At 74.1% G+C, this 17,039-nt stretch carries 19 protein-coding genes; 6 read left to right on the forward strand and 13 right to left on the reverse strand.

Features of this window, described 5'->3' with window-relative positions; translation table 11 throughout:
- Positions 1–80: 80 nt before the first annotated feature.
- Positions 81–980 carry an SGNH/GDSL hydrolase family protein gene (locus tag ACFCZN_RS20450; protein ID WP_430557975.1) on the reverse strand — a complete coding sequence of 300 codons (900 nt, stop codon included), beginning with the start codon at positions 978–980 and terminating at the stop codon, positions 81–83.
- Between the two features lie 69 nt (positions 981–1,049).
- Positions 1,050–1,700 (reverse strand): uracil-DNA glycosylase, encoded by a 651-nt coding sequence (locus tag ACFCZN_RS20455; RefSeq protein WP_429764643.1) that lies wholly within the window; start codon positions 1,698–1,700, stop codon positions 1,050–1,052.
- A 208-nt stretch (positions 1,701–1,908) separates the two neighbouring features.
- On the opposite strand from ACFCZN_RS20455, the gene ACFCZN_RS20460 reads away from it, so the two are divergent.
- The 5 genes from ACFCZN_RS20460 (at position 1,909) to ACFCZN_RS20480 (ending at position 5,815) form a co-directional block, all read left to right on the forward strand.
- Positions 1,909–2,262: a DUF3263 domain-containing protein gene (locus tag ACFCZN_RS20460; protein ID WP_429764305.1), complete on the forward strand. Its 354-nt coding sequence runs from the start codon at positions 1,909–1,911 to the stop codon at positions 2,260–2,262.
- Positions 2,263–2,355: 93 nt separating this feature from the next.
- Positions 2,356–3,027: a LytR C-terminal domain-containing protein gene (locus ACFCZN_RS20465; protein ID WP_430557976.1), complete on the forward strand. Its 672-nt coding sequence runs from the start codon at positions 2,356–2,358 to the stop codon at positions 3,025–3,027.
- Between the two features lie 134 nt (positions 3,028–3,161).
- The gene (locus ACFCZN_RS20470; protein WP_429764307.1) at positions 3,162–3,365 is read left to right on the forward strand and encodes a cold-shock protein; all 204 of its coding nucleotides are present in this window, start codon (positions 3,162–3,164) and stop codon (positions 3,363–3,365) included.
- A 328-nt stretch (positions 3,366–3,693) separates the two neighbouring features.
- A complete protein-coding gene (gene groL / locus ACFCZN_RS20475; RefSeq protein ID WP_429764308.1) occupies positions 3,694–5,319 on the forward strand; it encodes a chaperonin GroEL in 1,626 nt (541 codons plus the stop codon).
- 142 nt (positions 5,320–5,461) lie between these two features.
- Positions 5,462–5,815, forward strand: a complete 354-nt coding sequence (locus ACFCZN_RS20480; RefSeq protein ID WP_430557977.1) for an L-rhamnose mutarotase — start codon at positions 5,462–5,464, stop codon at positions 5,813–5,815.
- Between the two features lie 37 nt (positions 5,816–5,852).
- Here ACFCZN_RS20480 and ACFCZN_RS20485 read toward each other — a convergent pair whose 3' ends face one another.
- From ACFCZN_RS20485 to ACFCZN_RS20520, 8 genes are all read right to left on the reverse strand, one after another.
- A complete protein-coding gene (locus ACFCZN_RS20485) occupies positions 5,853–6,143 on the reverse strand; it encodes a WXG100 family type VII secretion target (RefSeq protein WP_429764310.1) in 291 nt (96 codons plus the stop codon).
- Between the two features lie 115 nt (positions 6,144–6,258).
- On the reverse strand, positions 6,259–6,963 hold the full coding sequence (locus ACFCZN_RS20490) for an HD domain-containing protein (protein ID WP_429764311.1): 705 nt from the start codon (positions 6,961–6,963) through the stop codon (positions 6,259–6,261).
- Between the two features lie 127 nt (positions 6,964–7,090).
- The gene (locus ACFCZN_RS20495) at positions 7,091–8,704 is read right to left on the reverse strand and encodes a sensor histidine kinase (protein WP_430557978.1); all 1,614 of its coding nucleotides are present in this window, start codon (positions 8,702–8,704) and stop codon (positions 7,091–7,093) included.
- The gene (locus tag ACFCZN_RS20500; RefSeq protein ID WP_429764313.1) at positions 8,701–9,438 is read right to left on the reverse strand and encodes a response regulator transcription factor; all 738 of its coding nucleotides are present in this window, start codon (positions 9,436–9,438) and stop codon (positions 8,701–8,703) included. The genes ACFCZN_RS20495 and ACFCZN_RS20500 overlap by 4 nt, the downstream gene beginning before the upstream one ends.
- A 64-nt stretch (positions 9,439–9,502) precedes the next feature.
- Complete coding sequence (locus ACFCZN_RS20505; RefSeq protein WP_429764314.1) at positions 9,503–10,135, reverse strand: NUDIX hydrolase; 633 nt, start codon at positions 10,133–10,135, stop codon at positions 9,503–9,505.
- Positions 10,132–11,508, reverse strand: coding sequence for an adenylosuccinate synthetase (locus ACFCZN_RS20510; protein ID WP_430557979.1), 1,377 nt, complete (start codon positions 11,506–11,508; stop codon positions 10,132–10,134). The genes ACFCZN_RS20505 and ACFCZN_RS20510 overlap by 4 nt, the downstream gene beginning before the upstream one ends.
- A 10-nt stretch (positions 11,509–11,518) precedes the next feature.
- Complete coding sequence (locus ACFCZN_RS20515; protein ID WP_430557980.1) at positions 11,519–12,478, reverse strand: hypothetical protein; 960 nt, start codon at positions 12,476–12,478, stop codon at positions 11,519–11,521.
- A 37-nt stretch (positions 12,479–12,515) separates the two neighbouring features.
- Positions 12,516–13,418, reverse strand: a complete 903-nt coding sequence (locus tag ACFCZN_RS20520; RefSeq protein ID WP_430557981.1) for a hypothetical protein — start codon at positions 13,416–13,418, stop codon at positions 12,516–12,518.
- A 91-nt stretch (positions 13,419–13,509) separates the two neighbouring features.
- On the opposite strand from ACFCZN_RS20520, the gene ACFCZN_RS20525 reads away from it, so the two are divergent.
- Positions 13,510–14,757 carry a winged helix DNA-binding domain-containing protein gene (locus ACFCZN_RS20525; protein WP_430557982.1) on the forward strand — a complete coding sequence of 416 codons (1,248 nt, stop codon included), beginning with the start codon at positions 13,510–13,512 and terminating at the stop codon, positions 14,755–14,757.
- Positions 14,758–14,773: 16 nt separating this feature from the next.
- Here the strand turns inward: ACFCZN_RS20525 and ACFCZN_RS20530 are convergent, their stop codons facing one another.
- The 3 genes from ACFCZN_RS20530 to ACFCZN_RS20540 all read right to left on the reverse strand — a co-directional run bounded on the left by ACFCZN_RS20530 (position 14,774) and on the right by ACFCZN_RS20540 (position 16,963).
- Positions 14,774–15,388 carry an NYN domain-containing protein gene (locus tag ACFCZN_RS20530; protein ID WP_430557983.1) on the reverse strand — a complete coding sequence of 205 codons (615 nt, stop codon included), beginning with the start codon at positions 15,386–15,388 and terminating at the stop codon, positions 14,774–14,776.
- A gap of 114 nt (positions 15,389–15,502) precedes the next feature.
- A complete protein-coding gene (locus ACFCZN_RS20535; RefSeq protein WP_429764320.1) occupies positions 15,503–16,255 on the reverse strand; it encodes a PspA/IM30 family protein in 753 nt (250 codons plus the stop codon).
- A gap of 102 nt (positions 16,256–16,357) precedes the next feature.
- Positions 16,358–16,963, reverse strand: coding sequence for a hypothetical protein (locus ACFCZN_RS20540; RefSeq protein WP_430557984.1), 606 nt, complete (start codon positions 16,961–16,963; stop codon positions 16,358–16,360).
- Positions 16,964–17,039: the final 76 nt, after the last annotated feature.

Consider the following 17,039-nt stretch of genomic DNA (forward strand, 5'->3'; position numbering starts at 1 on the left):
GCCCCGTCCAGGGTTCTCTATCTCGCGCTCGGGGTTCTCTATCTCGCGCTCGGGGTTCTCTATCTCGCGCTCGGGGTTCTCTATCTCGCGGAGGGCGGGGGCCAGCCCGTGGGCTCGCCCCACTTCGGCGCGCGGCCGTCGCCGCTGGAGGTGTGCTTGATCCGGCGCTGCACCCAGGGGACGACGTGCGTGCGCGCCCACTGCGCGTTGGCGCGGGCCCGCTCGACGAACGCCTGCGGCGGCAGGGGGTCGAGCGCGACGGCGTAGTCGGGGTCGTCCGGCGCCTGGCCGAGGCCGACGAGCGCGGCGTCGGCGACGCGGCGGTGCCCCTCGGGGGTGAGGTGGATGCGGTCGTCGGCCCACATGCGCAGGTCGAACAGGGGGTCGAGTCCCCACAGGTCCAGCACGTGCGCGCCGTGCTTGCGCGCGATGGTCCAGATGTTCGCGTTGTATTGGCCCACGCGGCCGCGGGTCCAGCTCAGCCCGGCGCCCGCCTTGAAGCCCGTGCCGAGGAGGACGTCGGCGCCCGTCGCGCGGATCGTCGCCACGCCCTGCTCCAGGCGGGCCGAGAGCACGTCGATGTCGGCCTGCGGGCGCAGGATGTCGTTGCCGCCGCCGACGAACGACACCAGGTCGGGCTGCATCTCCAGCGCGACGTCGACCTGCTCGTCCAGGATGTGGCGCAGCAGCCGACCGCGGATGGCGAGGTTCGCGTACTCCATCCCGGGCGCGCCGGCAGCGGTGCGGCGGGTGGACAGTGCGCCGGCGAGCCGGTCGGCCCAACCGCGCTGCTTCGCCGCCGACTCCGTGCCCGCCGGGGCCGGCGTGCCGTCGTCGTACGGGTACGGGTCCCACAGGCCCTCGCTGAACGAGTCGCCGATCGCGACGTAGCGCGTCCACGGGGGGACGGAGGAGGGGGCGGCGCGAGGGGTCGTGCCGTCAGGGGTCGGGGTGGAGTCCTGCGTGGTCACGTCCGCCATTGTGCTCCTCGCGCGGCGGTGGGCGCTCGGGGCGACGACGCCGGACCGGCCCCGGCGGTCCGAACGCCGTCAGGCGAGGCGCCAGTCCACCGGCGTCCCGCCCTGCTCCTCGAGCAGCGCGTTGACGCGGGAGAACGGGCGGGACCCGAAGAAGCCGCGGTACGCGGAGAGCGGGCTGGGGTGCGCGCTCTCGACGGTCGGGACGTCGCCCAGCCACGGCTTGAGCGACGCGGCGTCGCGGCCCCACAGGATCGCGACGAGTGGCCCTCCGCGGGCCACGAGCGCCTTGATCGCGGCCTCGGTGACCTGTTCCCACCCCTTGCCGCGGTGCGACGCCGGGGTGCCGGGCCGCACGGTGAGCACGCGGTTGAGCAGCATGACGCCCTGGTCGGCCCAGGGGCGCAGGTCGCCGTTCGACGGCGTCGGCACACCGACGTCCTCGGCGAGCTCGGAGTAGATGTTGACGAGCGACTTGGGCACGGGCCGCACCTGCGGCTGGACGGAGAACGACAGCCCCATGGGGTGTCCGGGCGTGGGGTACGGGTCCTGCCCGACGACGAGCACGCGCACGTCGGCGAGGGGGCGCGAGAACGCGGCGAAGATGTGCGCACCGTCGGGCAGGTACGTGCGGCCCGCGGCGACCTCGGCGCGCAGGAAGTCGCCCATCGCGTGGATCTGCGGCTCGACGTCGGCCAGCGCGGCGGCCCAGTCGGGCGCCATGACCTGGTCGAGCGGCGGCCGCTCCTGCGTCGTCGTGCCGGGGCCGGTCGTCGTCGGGGTGTCCACGCCGCGACGCTAGCGCACCCCGCCCGCGAGTCGTCAGGGCCAAGGGCACGTTGCGATGGTCCTGGCCCGACAGGTCGCGGGATCGCGGCGCGCGGGGCGACGTCGTCGGGACCGGCGCGCGGACGCGCCATACTGGGACGCCATGAGCGAGATCCTGGTCCAGGAGGTCCAGCCGGACCCGGAGGCGTCGGGCACGACGGCGACCGAGTCGTCCGCGGCATCGGCCGCCACGTCGTCGGACGGCGACCTCTCCGACCGCGACCGCGAGATCCTCGCCTTCGAGCGGCAGTGGTGGAAGTACGCCGGGGCGAAGGAGCAGGCGGTGCGCGAGCTGTTCGGCCTGTCGGCGACGCGCTACTACCAGGTGCTGAACGCCCTCATCGACTCGCCGGCGGCGCTCGCCCACGACCCCATGCTCGTCAAGCGGCTGCGCCGGATGCGGTCCACGCGCCAGCGGGCTCGCTCCGCGCGGCGCCTCTCCGACGGTCAGGGCTGACGACGCGCCCGCGACCCGGGCGGACGGGCGAGCCAGGGGCTCGCTGAGAGCGGCCTGGACGGGCGGACGCCCGGAACGGCTACCCTGTCCGCCGTGAGCAAGAGCCATTACCCCTACCCGCCCGACGAGTTCGACGTCCGCGGGCCCGAGGGCACGCCGGTCGGTGTGCATCGTGAGCCGCGCAGCGGGTGGAGCTCGGTGTGGCCGTTCCTGCTGATCGTCGTCGTGTGCGGCGGGCTCGCGGTCGGCATCGTCTCCTTCCTGTCGGACGACGGCGACCCCGCGACGCCCCCTGCCGCCGAGCAGACCGCGGGCGCCGGCGCCGAGCCCGAGGCCTCCGCCTCCGCCGACGCCGAGGGTGAGGAGCCGCCGGCCGACGGCGAGGCGAGCGAGGACCCGGCCGACGAGGAGCCCGGCGACGACGCCTCCGACACGGCGACCGAGCTGCCCGGCGACCCGGCGGCCGCGAACCTCGAGGCGTCCGTCGTCGTCTACAACGACGGTGCGGGCCAGGGCCAGGCCGCGGCCGGTCAGGGCGTCCTCTCGAGCGACGGCGGGTTCGTCGACGTCGCGGCCACGGACGCGCCGGACACGCTGAAGGGCGTCTACGAGGAGACGACCGTCCTGTACGGCGCGGACCGCGCGGACACGGCCAGCGCCGTCGCCGAGGCGCTCGGCGTCGACCCGGCGAACGTGCAGGAGTCCGACGACGTCACGGCCAGCGAGCAGGCCGTCTGGGTGGTCCTCAAGTCACCTGTGGGCTGACCGTCGTCGCACGTCAGGAATCTCGGATGCCGACATTCCGGACATCGGTGCTTCCCTTGCCGCGATCGCCGCTACTAGGCTCCCCCTCACCGTGGGGTGCCTGCCCTGCGGCCGAGTAGCACAAGGAGAGGTACATGGCCCAGGGCACCGTCAAGTGGTTCAACGCGGAGAAGGGGTTCGGGTTCATCACCCCGGCCGCAGGCGGGCAGGACCTGTTCGTCCACTACAGCGCCATCCAGACCGACGGGTACCGCACCCTGGACGAGGGCCAGGGCGTCGAGTTCGAGGTCGGCCAGGGGCAGAAGGGGCCGCAGGCCGAGCAGGTCCGCCCGCTCTGACCGCGCCGTAGGCCACGCCGTCGACCGTGACAGGCCGGCACCCAGGACGCAGGGACGCGTCCGGGGTGCCGGCCTTCGTCGTCCCCGGGTGGTGCACGCCCTCGGCGAACGTCTTGCACTCGCCACCCGAGAGTGCCAATAATGGCTTAGCACTCTCGGCCTGTGAGTGACAGCCGCCTCCCGGGGCGGCGTTCTCCTGGGCCGCGGGTGAAGCATTCGGGTCGTTCGGTGAGACCCTCCGCGTGCGCGTGACCTGAACGCCGCGGGGTGGGTCGTCCGTCGCGGGCGCCGGCCGGCCATCTCAGCCACCAGCGGAGGATCAGTCCCCATGGCCAAGATCATCGCGTTCGACGAGGAAGCTCGTCGGAGCATGGAGCGCGGGCTCAACCAGCTCGCCGACACCGTGAAGGTCACGCTCGGCCCCAAGGGCCGCAACGTCGTCCTGGACAAGAAGTGGGGCGCCCCCACGATCACCAACGACGGTGTCTCCATCGCCAAGGAGATCGACCTCGACGACCCGTACGAGAAGATCGGCGCGGAGCTCGTCAAGGAGGTCGCCAAGAAGACGGACGACGTCGCGGGTGACGGCACCACCACCGCCACCGTGCTCGCCCAGGCGCTCGTCAAGGAGGGCCTGCGGGTCGTCGCCGCCGGCGCCAACCCGATCGCCGTCAAGCGCGGCATCGAGAAGGCCGTCGAGGCCGTCACCGAGCAGCTGCTCAACGCCGCCGTCGACATCGAGACCAAGGAGCAGATCGCCGCCACCGCCGCGATCTCCGCCGGTGACCCCGCGATCGGCGAGCTCATCGCCGAGGCCCTCGACAAGGTGGGCAAGGAAGGCGTCATCACCGTCGAGGAGTCGAACACCTTCGGCCTCGAGCTCGAGCTCACCGAGGGCATGCGCTTCGACAAGGGCTTCCTCGCCCGCTACTTCGAGACGGACCCGGAGCGCCAGGAGGCCGTCCTCGAGGACCCGTACGTCCTGATCGTCGAGTCGAAGATCTCGAACGTCAAGGACATGCTGCCGGTGCTCGACCAGGTCATGAAGTCCGGCCGCTCGCTGCTGATCATCGCCGAGGACGTCGAGGGCGAGGCCCTGGCCACCCTCGTGCTGAACAAGATCCGCGGCACTTTCAAGTCCGTCGCCGTCAAGGCCCCGGGCTTCGGCGACCGCCGCAAGGCCATGCTGCAGGACATCGCGATCCTCACCGGCGGCCAGGTCATCACCGAGACGGTGGGCCTCAAGCTGGAGAACGCGACCCTCGACCTGCTGGGCCAGGCGCGCAAGGTCGTCGTGACCAAGGACGAGACCACGATCGTCGAGGGCTCGGGCGACGCCGAGCTCATCTCGGGCCGCGTCGCCCAGATCCGCTCCGAGATCGAGAAGTCGGACTCCGACTACGACCGCGAGAAGCTGCAGGAGCGCCTCGCCAAGCTGGCCGGCGGCGTCGCCGTCATCAAGGCCGGTGCGGCCACCGAGGTGGAGCTCAAGGAGCGCAAGCACCGCATCGAGGACGCCGTCCGCAACGCCAAGGCCGCGGTCGAGGAGGGCATCGTCGCCGGTGGTGGCGTGGCTCTCATCCAGGCGGGCGCCGCCGCGTTCCCGAAGCTGGAGCTCGAGGGTGACGAGGCGATCGGCGCGCAGATCGTCGCCGCGTCCGTCTCGGCCCCGCTGAAGCAGATCGCGATCAACGCCGGCCTCGAGGGCGGCGTCGTGGCGGAGAAGGTCAAGAACCTCCCCGCCGGCGAGGGCCTCAACGCCGCGACCGGCGTGTACGAGGACCTGCTGGCCGCGGGCGTCAACGACCCGGTCAAGGTCACGCGCTCCGCGCTGCAGAACGCCGCGTCGATCGCCGCGCTGTTCCTCACCACCGAGGCTGTCGTGGCCGACAAGCCGGAGCCGGCCTCGGCCGCGCCCGCCGGCGACGGTGGCATGGGCGGCATGGACTTCTGATCCGGAGTCCGGCCAGAGCCTGACGGTTCGACGACGGGCCCTCACCCTGCGGGGTGGGGGTCCGTCGTGCGTCCGGCGGTTGACACGGCGTCGTGGGTGCCCGGAGGATCCGGGTCGTGCACCGTGAACCTGGGGGCCGCTCATGATCGTCGCCCTGCACTCGGTCCTGCGGCCGGGCGCCGTCGACGACTACCGCGTCGAGCACGCCGCCATCCCCGCCGACCTCGACGCCGCGTTCGCCCGGGTGGGCATCCACGGGTGGACGATCTGGCGCTCGGGCGAGCGGCTCTTCCACGTCGTCGACTGCGACGACTTCGACGCCGCGATCGCCGCGCTCGACGACAACCCGGCCAACGTGGCCTGGCAGGCGTCGATCGGGCGCTGGGTCGAGGTGTTCCGCGATGCCGACGGCCAGGACGGGTTCGCGCCCCTGGAGCAGGTGTGGTCGCTCGCCGCCCAGCGCGCGGGGACCGCCGTGACGCCCGGACGCGGCTGAGGGCGCCCCGCACGACGCGGGACGCCCCCCGTCCGGTTCAGCGGGCCGTGAAGAGCCGCGTGGCCTGGGCCTCGGCGTCCGCGTAGGTGCGCGACGCCGACGACAGGGCCGCCGTCACCGCGTCGAGCGCCGCCTCGACCTGGGTCTGCGTGGCCTGCCACTGACCCATGACTCCCGCGAACTGGGTGGCCGCGCCGCCGTGCCAGCTGGACTGCAGGTCCTGCAGGTGCCGCATCATCGCCCCCACCTCGGAGCGGATCGCCGCCACGGAACCGTTCACCGCCGCGCTCGCCTGCGCCACCCGCTCGCTGTCGACCTCGTACCGCACGTGTCCTCCTTCGTCGCCGTGCCCCCTGCGGGGTTGCCGACGACGACGTTACGGAGGGTGCGGCGCGCGCGGACGCCGTCGTCCACAGGCTGTGGAGAACCGGGTCGGGAGAGGGTCAGGAGGCCGGCTTCTCCTCGAGCAGGCGCCGCTCCTTGAGCAGCCGGTGCAGCTCGCCGTCGAGGTTCTGCCGGGCCGCCTCCTCCCACGCCGCACCCATCGGGCTGAAGTACAGCGACGGGCGCTGCAGCAGCTTGGTGAGCACGCGGACGCGGGCGTCGAGGTAGTCGGGCAGCGGGATGTGCGAGTACTCCGCCCGCACGTTCGCCATGTACGCCTTGTAGCGCTGCGGTTCGGCCGCCAGCATCGCGAGGTCGGCGTCGTTGAGCACCGCCGAGTCGACGTCGTCGGGCAGCGGCTTGTGCCGGTCGATCGAGTCGACGAGCCGCGCGGTGCGCTCCACCGCGGCGTCCGGCAGACCGAGCTGGGTGAGCTGCGTGCGGGCGAGGTTGGCGCTCACCGTGGTCTGCTCGCCGCCCTGGTTCGCCTGGGCGACCTTGCGCGTCGCGTCGAACACCGCGCCGTGGTACCAGGCCGCGAGGCGCACCAGGTCGGGCTCGTGCGTCTCCTGGGACAGCTCGTCCACGCGGTGCAGGACGTCGGCCAGGTGGCGCAGGTTGTGGAAGTGCCGCTCCGGGGCGGACCACCGGTCGATGAGGTCCTCCCCGACGGAGCGGATCTCCGCGTCGTCGGCGGTCGCTCCCGCACCGTGACAGGTGCGGACGAACGCGGAGAGGAACCACTGGGGCGCGTCGGCGCTCATGACGCCCATCGCAATCAGACCTTCGGTCGTCGGACTCGGACTGTCCTCCTCCTCGTCAGACTACGACCGAGGTGCGACATCGCACCGCGGTCAGGGTGCCGGCCACGCCTGCTGGTCGGCATTCCGGTCAGGTGGAGGAGGACGACGCGCCATCGTAGCCGTCCGCCGACGGGAGAAGAACTCGCACCGTCATCCCGCCGCCGGGCGTCTCGCTCACCGACACGTGGCCCTGGTGCGCGCCGACGATCGCCGCGACGATCGCCATCCCCAGCCCGGAGCCGCCGGACTCCCGGTTCCGCGACGAGTCGGCGCGGTAGAAGCGCTCGAACACGCGGCTCGACTGCTCCGGCGTGATGCCCGGGCCGTGGTCGCGCACCTCGACGACGGCGCCGCCGTCGGGCGCCCGGCCCACCGCCAGCTCGGCCGGCGAGCCGGCCGGTGTGTGCCTCGCCACGTTCCCCACGAGGTTGGTCAGCACCTGGCGCAGGCGGTCACCGTCGCCGGTGACGACGACCCCGGACGGCGCCGGCGCGCCCGGGGCGAGCCCGGTCACCGTGACCTCGCGCGTCGGGTCGAGGGCGTGCAGGTCCTGGGCCGCGTCGCGGGCCATCGCCCCGAGGTCCACGGGCTCGTGGCGCATCGGCCGGCCCTCGTCGAGCCGGGCGAGCACCAGGAGGTCGTTGACCAGCGTGCTCATCCGGCGCGCCGAGTCCTCGATGCGCCCCATGGTGTCGTCCACCTTGGCGGGCGTGTCGAGCGCGCCGAGCCGGTACAGCTCGCCGTAGCCCTTGACCGTCGCCAGCGGCGTGCGGAGCTCGTGGCTCGCGTCGGAGACGAACCGGCGCATGCGGCGTTCCGACTCCTCCTGGGCGGAGAACGCGCGCTCGATCTGCGCCAGCATCGTGTTCAGCGACGCGGACAGCGAGCCCACCTCGGTCGACGTCGGGCGCTCGGGGACGCGCTGCGACAGGTCGCCCGCGGCGATCTCCGCCGCCGTCGCCTCGATCCGGCGCAGCGGTCGCAGCGACCGGTGCACCAGCAGGAAGGAGATCGCCCCGCCGAGGATGACGATGCCGAGCGCCGAGAACAGCAGCGAGCGCGTGAGGTAGGCGACCGTGTGCTGCACGTTCGCCAGGGGGTAGGCGACGTACGCGATCACCTGGTTCGTCGGGTCGGCGAGGGACGCGACCCGCCACTGCGTCGGCGTCGTGCCCCCCGACCCCTCGACGGTGAACGGCTCGCCGTGCCGGTCGTGGACCTCGCTGTACGTCTCGACCGGGATGTCCGGGGTGCCGTACTTCTCGATGTTGGGGGTCCAGCCGATCGGGTCGCTGCTGACCTCGCCGGTCGAGTCCCGGAAGATGACGACGTAGTCGGTGGGCGGGCCGGAGGTGGGGGACTCCGACTGCCGCAGGGTGAGGTTCGCGACCCCCTGGGCGGACTGCCGCAGCTGCTGGTCCACCTGGTCGACCAGGTACGTCGAGACGACGGTGCGCGTCACGACCGCCGCGAGGATGAGGCCGGCGGCCAGCACGAGCACCGTGATCACGACGAGGCGGGTGAGCAGCGGCAGCCGCTCCAGCCACGTCCAGCGCCCGGACCGGCCGGGCGGCGTCGCGGCGGGCGGGTCGGTCGTGGACCGCGGGTCGGCCGGAAGGGCCCGGCCGTCCGCCGTCGTGCCGGTTCCCGGCGGGGTCGTCGCGTCCGCCGTCCCCGGCGCGCCCGGCGTGGGCGCGCTCATCGCGGCGCCTGGGGCGCCCGCAGCAGGTAGCCGACGCCGCGCTTGGTGTGGATGAGCGGCGGCAGCGTGAGGTCGTCGCCGTCGGGACCGGTGACGGTGAGGTTGTCGATCTTGCGGCGCAGGTAGGAGATGTAGGACTCGACGATGTTCGCGTCGCCGCCCCAGTCGTACTGCCACACGTGGTCGAGGATCTGCGCCTTGGACAGCACGCGGCCGGCGTTGAGCATGAGGTAGCGCAGCAGCTTGAACTCGGTGGGGGACAGGTCGATCTCGACGCCGGCGCGGCGGACCTCGTGCGAGTCCTCGTCGAGCTCCAGGTCGCCGACGCGCAGGACGGCGTCGTCCTCGGGCTCGCCCGCGTGCGTCCGGCGGAGCACCGCGCGGATGCGCGCCACGACCTCCTCCAGGCTGAACGGCTTCGTGACGTAGTCGTCCCCGCCGACGGTGAGCCCCTGCACCTTGTCCTGCGTGTCGTCGCGGGCGGTGAGGAACAGCACGGGGGTGTGCCGGCCGGTGGAGCGCATGCGGCGGGTCACGGTGAAGCCGTCCATGTCGGGCAGCATCACGTCGAGCACGACGAGGTCGGGCTCGACGTCGCGGACGAGCTGCAGCGCCCCGTTCCCGTCACCGGCGGCGTGGACCTCGAACCCGGCGAAACGCAGGGACGTGGACAGCAGCTCGCGGATGTTGGGCTCGTCGTCCACGACGACGAGACGTGCCTCGGGTGCGCTCATGTCCTCAGTGTGCGACCGGGGTCTGAGCGTTGCCTGGGAAGGGGCTCGGACGGTGCTGGTGCCGTCAGGTCCAGCGCCAGACCTTCGCCGGGCGCCCGCGGCCACCGTGCGCCAGGCCGGCCTCCACGAGGCCGGGGAGCCGCGCCAGGTCGCGGTTCAGGTTGCCGCGGTGCACGCGACCCGTGAGCTGCTCCGTGATCGCGACGGCGTCGGTGGCGGTGAGCTCGGGCCCCGTCAGCGCGCGCGTGAGGCCCAGGTCGCGCCAGAGCATCCCGGCGACGAGCTCGCGGCTCGCCGCCAGGATCTGGTCGTGGTCGAACGCGAGGTGCGGGGCGTCGTCGACCGGGAACCACGGCCCGCCGGGCGCGGGCGCGCCGAAGGGGGACCACGCCGCCCACATGGCGACGGACAGGGACGGCCCGCGGGGGTCGCGGGTCGGCTCGTCGAACGTGCGCAGCTGGCCGAGCGCCCCCGGCGCCGTCGGCACGGCCACCTTGTCGAGGGCCCGGGCCGCGGCGTCCACGAGGCGTTCCCCGCTGTGCACGACGACCCCCGGGAGGGCGATCTCGCCGCGGTACGGGTCCTGCGGGCGCTCGGGGGCGGCGAAGAGGACGCGTCGCGCGGCCCGGTCGTAGGTCAGGGCGACCACGTCGACGGAGACGACGCTGAAGATGTCGGGCGGGGTCATGCTGATCATGCTGCCCTGCTCGCGGGCCCGTCCCCGACACGCCGCGAGCGGTCGGTGCGGCGCGGGCCGTCCGCCGTCAGGACGACGGGGGCCCCGACGGCGTCCTCGACGAGCCGGAGGACCGCGGCGGGGTCGTCGGGCAGCGGGGCGAGGTCGGGGAGGGCGCTCGCCGCCGCCGCGGTGAGCCGCTCGGCGCGGGCGAGGTCCGGGTGCGCGGCGAACGTGAGGGGCTGCCTGTCCCCGCCCCAGGAGCCGGCGACCTGGAGCGGGGTCCCCGCGGCCGCGGCGGCGGCGATCGCGTCGAGATGGCTGACGGCGACCCCGTCGACGCGCCCCGCGACCCGCGAGGCGTAGCGCAGGGCGGGCAGGTCGAGGTGCCCCGTGCGCCACCCGCCCTGGTAGCGGCCCTCCCGGTTGTCCGGCTCGGGCAGGACCAGGCCGGCGTCCTCGGTCGGCATGGGGCCCGCGCCGTGCCGCGTCGAGTAGGTCCGGGTCAGCCCGAGCACGAACGGGCGGTGGCCGGCGGCCTCGAGCTCGCGGACCAGGTGGCGGGGCGTCACCGTCGACCAGGTGGTGTGCGGGTGGAAGCCGTGCCACTCGTCGAGGAGCAGGCCCTGGCTGCCCTCGAAGAGCACCGTGCCGGCGCCGAGCGCGTCCCCGAGCCGGCGGTCGATGTCGTCGGTGATCTCGACGTCGCCGGCGATCGCGCACAGCAGCGACGCCATCTCCGACACGGACGGGTGCGCCACGTCCCCGTCGTCGACCGACTCGAGCAGGGGGGCGGCGTACCGGGCGAGCGCGTCGAGCGCGGCGACCGTGCGACGCCGGTCGCGCAGGGTCGCGAGCGTCGGGGCGGGCCCGGGCGGTGCGGCGGCCGGAGCGGTGAAGTTCCCGACGGCGTCGCCGGCCCGCGCGCGGGCGCGCACGGCGAGGTCGTAGGCCACGGTCTCGCCGATGCCGAGGCCCGTCGAGCCGTGCCGGCCCGCGCCGCGCGCGAGCTCCCGCGCCCGGTTCATGGCCGCGTGGACCGGCGTCGTGACGAGGCACCGGGCGTCGGCGACGACCAGGCCGAGGGGGTCGTGGACGCCCTGACCCTCGAGCGCGTGCGCCTCGGCCGCGAGCAGCACCGGGTCGACGAGCATCGGCGCGCGCAGCACGGTGCGCACGTCCAGGAAGGTGCCCGACCCGAACTGCCGGAACGTGTGGTGCCGGGCGCCGTGCCGGACGTTGTGGGCGGCCTGGCCGCCGCCGGACCACCGCACCACGGCCACGGCGTCGGGCGTGCCGGCCGCGAGGTGGTCGACCGTGGCTCCCTTCGACTCGTCGCCGTACCCGAGTCCCACGACGACGATCGCCTGCCGTGGTGCCGTGGTCAGCATCATGGGGTCCTCCCTAGAGGTCGGCGGGCAGGAGGCCGCCGGTGGCGGCGTCGCGGCCGGTCGTGGCGAGGCCGGCCAGGGCCTTGCCGACCGCGGCGGCCCCGGTCGACCCGATCGTGCCCAGGTCGGCCAGGCCCTCGTCGAGCGTGATGGCGTCCTCCATCATGCCGACCGTCAGCGCGATGAGGTCGCACACCGCGTCGGGGTCGTCGAGCTTGAGGAACCGCTCGCCGAGGAGGTCGCGCCAGTGCTCCTCGAGCCACGGGGCGTCGTAGTAGGCGGTGAGGTTCGGGACCACGAAGTAGACGTGGAACTTCTCCTCCAGCCGGCGGTACACCTCGCGCACGTCGAGGTCGCGGAACGCCCGGTCGCCGACGAACTTCCGGATCGAGCTCGCGAAGAGCCGGTCCTTGTTGGCCTCGTCCCCGATGAGGAAGCAGTAGCCCTTGCGGCCGCGCCTCTCGAGCGAGTCCAGCCGGGCCCGCGTCGCGAGGAAGTGGGCGGCCAGGGCGTAGCCCTCCTTGCCGTCGCCGCCGCCCCCGCGCTCGAGGTAGATGTCCCGGAGCTGGGCGTCGATGCGGTTGTCCGACTCGAACTGCCCGACCTGGAGGGGCACGGCGTCGAACACGTCGTCCCCGATCGCGCCGACGAGGATCTGCGGGTCCTGTGCGTACCCGCCGCGCGTGAGGAGGCCGAGGAGGTCGGGCAGCCGCCGCTGGAGGGTCATGGGGACCTGCCCCATCGAGCCGGTGACGTCGAACAGGACCGCGATCGGGGTCGAGCGCGGGTGCTCGGCGCTGTCGCGGGCCTCGCGGGCCGTCGCGCCGAACGCGTCGAGGTCGGGGGCCGCGGTGCGCTGGTCGCGCGGCACGCCCCGCATCCTCGTGGTGTAGCCGAAGTCGTCCTGGCCGCGCGCCCCGCGCGCGGCCGCGGCGGCGGTGTAGGTGCTGGTGTCCCACTGTCCTGCGCCCATGAGGGGTTCCTTTCGTCGGGGCCGGTCGGCCCGTGGTCTACGCCGCGCCCGGGAGGGCGAACGGGCGGTATCGCCGCGCGCCGTACAGGTGGCGCAGCAGGAGGTCGTACTCGGTCCGACGGCGACCTGCGTCGAGCGACGCCGAGGCCCGGACCCAGGCGCGCTGGCGGGCCGCGTCGGGGCGGTCGTCGAGCAGCGCGTCGAACAGGGCGGCGAGCCCTGCGTCGGAGGTCGTCGCGCCCCAGCCCGTCAGGACGACGCCGTGCCGGGCCGGGTGCACGAGGACGGTGTCGACGTCCAGGGCCGCCGGCTCTCCCGCGAGGTCGAGGGCCAGGAGGACGCGGCGGGCCATCCACGCCCAGTCGCGGCCGTCGAGGCCGCCCGGGAAGGCCGTGCGGACCTCGCGCAGGGTGTGCAGCCCGTCGGGCAGCCGGGCCGCGACCCAGGCCCGGTCGGCCGTGGTGCCGCCGTCGACCGGGGTGGGGGCGACCGCGGCGGCGCCCGCCGTGGCGAGCGCCCGGGCCGCCGCCCGGAGCCGGTCGGTGCCCCGGTTCTCGGTGCGGCTGAGCATGACGCGGACCAGCGGGTCGTCGGTCGCGTACGTGCTGATCAGGTCGGCGCGGTGGAGGCGGTCGCGCAGCCGGTAGGTGTCGTGCCGGCCGACGACGTGCGGTGCCGCCGGGCCGGCCGTGCGCGCCGGGGCGCCGAGCCGCCACTGCTCGTACAGGTCGTTGAGCCGCGCCGTCGCCCGCTGCGCGACGTCGGGCGCGACGCCGTGGCCGACCGCCACGTCGGGGTGGACGAGGGCGACGAGGCGGCGGTAGGTCCGGCGGGCCCGGCGCGCGGCGGTGGCCTCCGCCGGTGCGCCGGCGAACAGGTCCGCCGCCGTCCGCGCGGCGGTGATGTCGGCGACGGCCTGGGCCGGGGTTCCTGCGTCCATGTTTTTACTCTAGACGAGTAATAAGACTCGCTGCAAGGGGTGGCGCCGTTCTCCGCGTCGCGGTGTCGGCGGTGGGGCCCATGATGAGCGGGTGCGGATCACGGGGGAGCAGCGCCGGCGGCGCCTGGTCGGACGACAGCTGGCGCTGGGCGTGGGCCGGCCCGGGTCACCGGCGGTGACGACGCCGGAGGACGTCACGCGGAGGTTGGTCGCGCTGCACGCGACGGACGCGCCGAGCGTGCACCTCGCGGTCCTCGCGCGGGTGCCCGGGCTCGGACTCGACGACGTGCGCGACGCTCTCTTCGAGCGGCGCAGCCTCGTCAAGGTGCTGGGCATGCGGCGCACGATGTTCGTCGTGCCGCGCGACCTGGTGCCGGTGGTGCACGCGGCGGCGTCGGCCCCGGTCGCGTCGCGGCTGCGGGCGCGGCTGCTCAAGGAGCTCGCGACGCTGCCCACGGACCCGGCCGTCGACGACCCCGAGGCGCTGGTCGCGGCCGCCGAGGCGCAGGTGCACGCCGCCCTCGCCGCCGGCCCGCTCGACGGCGCCGAGCTCTCGAGGGCGGCGCCGCTCCTGCGCACCGCCTTCCTGCCCACCACGGACAAGGCGTGGGACGTGCGCCGCACCATGACGTCGCCGCTGCTGTCCCTGCTGTCGGCCGAGGGCTCCGTGGTGCGCGGCGAGCCGCGCGGGGCGTGGTCGTCGCCGCGGCACGTGTGGTCGCCGATGACCGACTGGTTCCCCGACGGGATCCCCGCGATGGACGAGGAGGCGGCCCGGGTGGAGCTCGCCCGGGCGTGGCTCGAGGTGTTCGGGCCCGCCACCGTGGCGGACCTCAAGTGGTGGACCGGCTGGAACCTCGGGCAGGCGCGCCGCGCCGTCGCCACCCTCGACGTGCGCGAGGTCGAGGTGGAGGTCGGCCCGCCGGGAGAGGACGCCGTCGTCGCCGACGGCGTCATGCTGCGCGACACCGACCTGGACGCCGACCTCGACCCCGCGCTGGACGACGTCGTGGACGGTCACGCCGCGCTGCTGCCCACCCTCGACCCCACCACCATGGGCTGGACCGCCCGCGACTGGTACCTGGGCCCGCACCGCGAGCGGATCTTCGACAGCGCCGGCAACGCGGGCGCGACGGTGTGGTGGCAGGGGCGGATCGTCGGGCTGTGGATCGTGCGACCGGGCGGCGACGTCGCCTGGCGCCTGCTCGAGGACGTCGGGGCGGACGGCGAGGCCGCCGTCGCCGCCGAGGCGGAGCGGCTGCGCGCCGTCCTGGGCGGGAGCACGTTCACCCCCGGCTACACGACCCCGCTGTACCGGGAGCTGCTCGCCGCCGACTGAGCCGGCCCACGACGCGTCAGAGGTAGCGCAGCGGGTCGAACTCGTCGAGCGGGATGATCCGCACGCGCGGCAGCGGGGCGGTGAACGCGTCGGCGTCGCCCTCGAGGTCGAACATCTGCAGCCCGCGCTCGGAGAGCTGCGCGAACTGCCCGTTGACGAACTCGCGGAACGCCAGCAGCCCCACGCGACGGTCGTCGTCGAGCAGCGCCTCGATCTGCGGCAGGAAGTCGCCGTCGTGGCTCGCGAGCAGGACGTCGCCGTCCCGGTCCGCCAGCGCCTCCAGCGTGCGCTGGATACCGACGTCGACGACCTTCTCCGTGCCGGACGAGGCCAGCGGGATCGGCTTGTAGCCCATCGCGAGCAGCGCCTGCACGAACGCCATCGGCATCTGCCCGCTGCTGGCGTTGAGGAAGAACAGCGGGACGACGTCCTGGTCCCACAGCTTCTGCGCGAACGTCGAGATGCGGTCCCAGCGGGGACGCTCCTCGGGGTTCGGCCTCCGGTTCAGCACGTTCATGCCCAGCGTGGCGTCGATGTTCTCGCCGTCCACCAGGAGATAGGTGCGGCGGCCCGCGGTCTCGGCGGGGGTGGACGCGCTCGCAGGGGCCGGCGCGGAGAAGGCGGGAGACATGCCTCTCAGAGTATCCGTGTCGGCCGCCGGGGCGGTGCGCGGCCCGGCGAGGCAGCCTGGGAACTACCTCGCCGGGACTCGTACTACCTGGCCGGACTCGTCCTCCCTCGCGGGTCAGGCCGGGTCGGACGGGGAGATCTGCGGCGCCGGCGCGTTGCCGGCCTTGAGGGCCGCGAGCCGGGCCTCGAGCTCGATGTCCGCGTCGGAGGCCTCCAGCTCCGCGAACTGGGAGTCGAGGGACGCCGCGGCGACCTCCGCCTGGCCCATCGCCATGGCCTCCTCGCGGCGCACGGTCTCCTCGTAGCGGGCCAGCTCGCTGGTCGGGTCGAGCACGTTGATGGAGCTGATCGCGCCCTGCACGGTCTGCTGCGCCTGGGCGGCCTTCTGACGGGCGACGAGCTGGTCGCGCTTGGACTTCAGCTCGCCCAGCTTGTCCTTCATCGCGGCGAGGCCCGTCTTGAGCTTCTCGACCGTGACGCGCTGCTGCTCGATCATCGGCTGCGCCGTCTTGACCTCGGACTCGGCGTCGAGCTGCTTGCGCAGCGCCACCTTGGCCAGGCTGTCGAACTTGTCGGCGTCGGCGGTGTTGCCGGCGGTCCGGTACTCGTCGGCCTTGCGCGACGCGGCGAGCGCCTTGGTGCCCCACTCGCTGGCGGCCTGGACGTCCTCGTTGTAGTCCTGCTCGGCGAGACGCAGGTTGCCGATGGTCTGGGCGATGGCCTGCTCGGCCTCGGCGATGTTGTTCGTGTAGTCGCGGACGAGCTGGTCCAGCATCTTCTGCGGGTCCTCGGCGCGGTCGAGCAGCGCGTTGATGTTCGCCTTCGCGAGCTGGCTGATGCGCCCGAGGATGCTCTGCTTCTGCGTCATGGTCGTGCTTCCTTCCGTCGCCCTGCTGAGATGGTGTGCCGTCGTCGTGTGCCTGCCAGAACGTGCGCCGTGCCGGACCGGTTCCGGCCCGGGCCACGGGGGTCAGAAGCGGCCGCCGCGCGACCTCCCACCGCGCCCGCCGGCACTGCCGCGCCGGCCGCCGCCGAAGCCGCCGCCGCCCCGGCCGCCGCCGAACCCCCCGTTGCCGCCCCGGCGCCGGCCGCCGCCGTACCCTCCGCCGAACCCGCCGCTGATGCCGCCGCCGGACCCGCGCAGCACGGAGTCGAGCAGGATCCCGCCCAGCACCATGCCGCCGACGTTCGGCCCGCCCTGCCCGCCCTGGTTCGCGCCCCACGACGAGGTGTCCTGCTCCGCGAGCTGCGTCGCCTGCTGCGCGTACCGATCGGCCCGCTGGGCGCGCTCGAGGGCCGCCGTCGGGTCCTGCGACTGGAGCGCCTGGGCCTCGGCGACGAGCCGCGCCGCCTCGGCCAGACGGGTCCGGGCCTCGGGCCCGACGGCACCACGACGCGTCGCGACGTAGTCCTGCGTGGCACGCACCTGCGAGTCCACGCGACCGAGCGTGTCGCGCAGGAGGGCGCGGGCGCGCGCGTCCGCCTCCGCCTTCTCGCGGGCCGGGGCGAGGGCGGCGTCCAGCGCGGCCTCGGCCGCGGTGAGCCGGCGCAGCGCCCCTGCCCTCTCTCCCCCCACCCCCTCCCCCCCCCCCCTCCCCCTCTCAAACCTCCGCCCCACACCAAACCGCACCCCCCCAACCCCCCCCCCTCCT

The sequence above is a fragment of the Isoptericola sp. NPDC056134 genome (assembly GCF_042264825.1).
GTDB lineage: Bacteria > Actinomycetota > Actinomycetes > Actinomycetales > Cellulomonadaceae > Isoptericola > Isoptericola nanjingensis.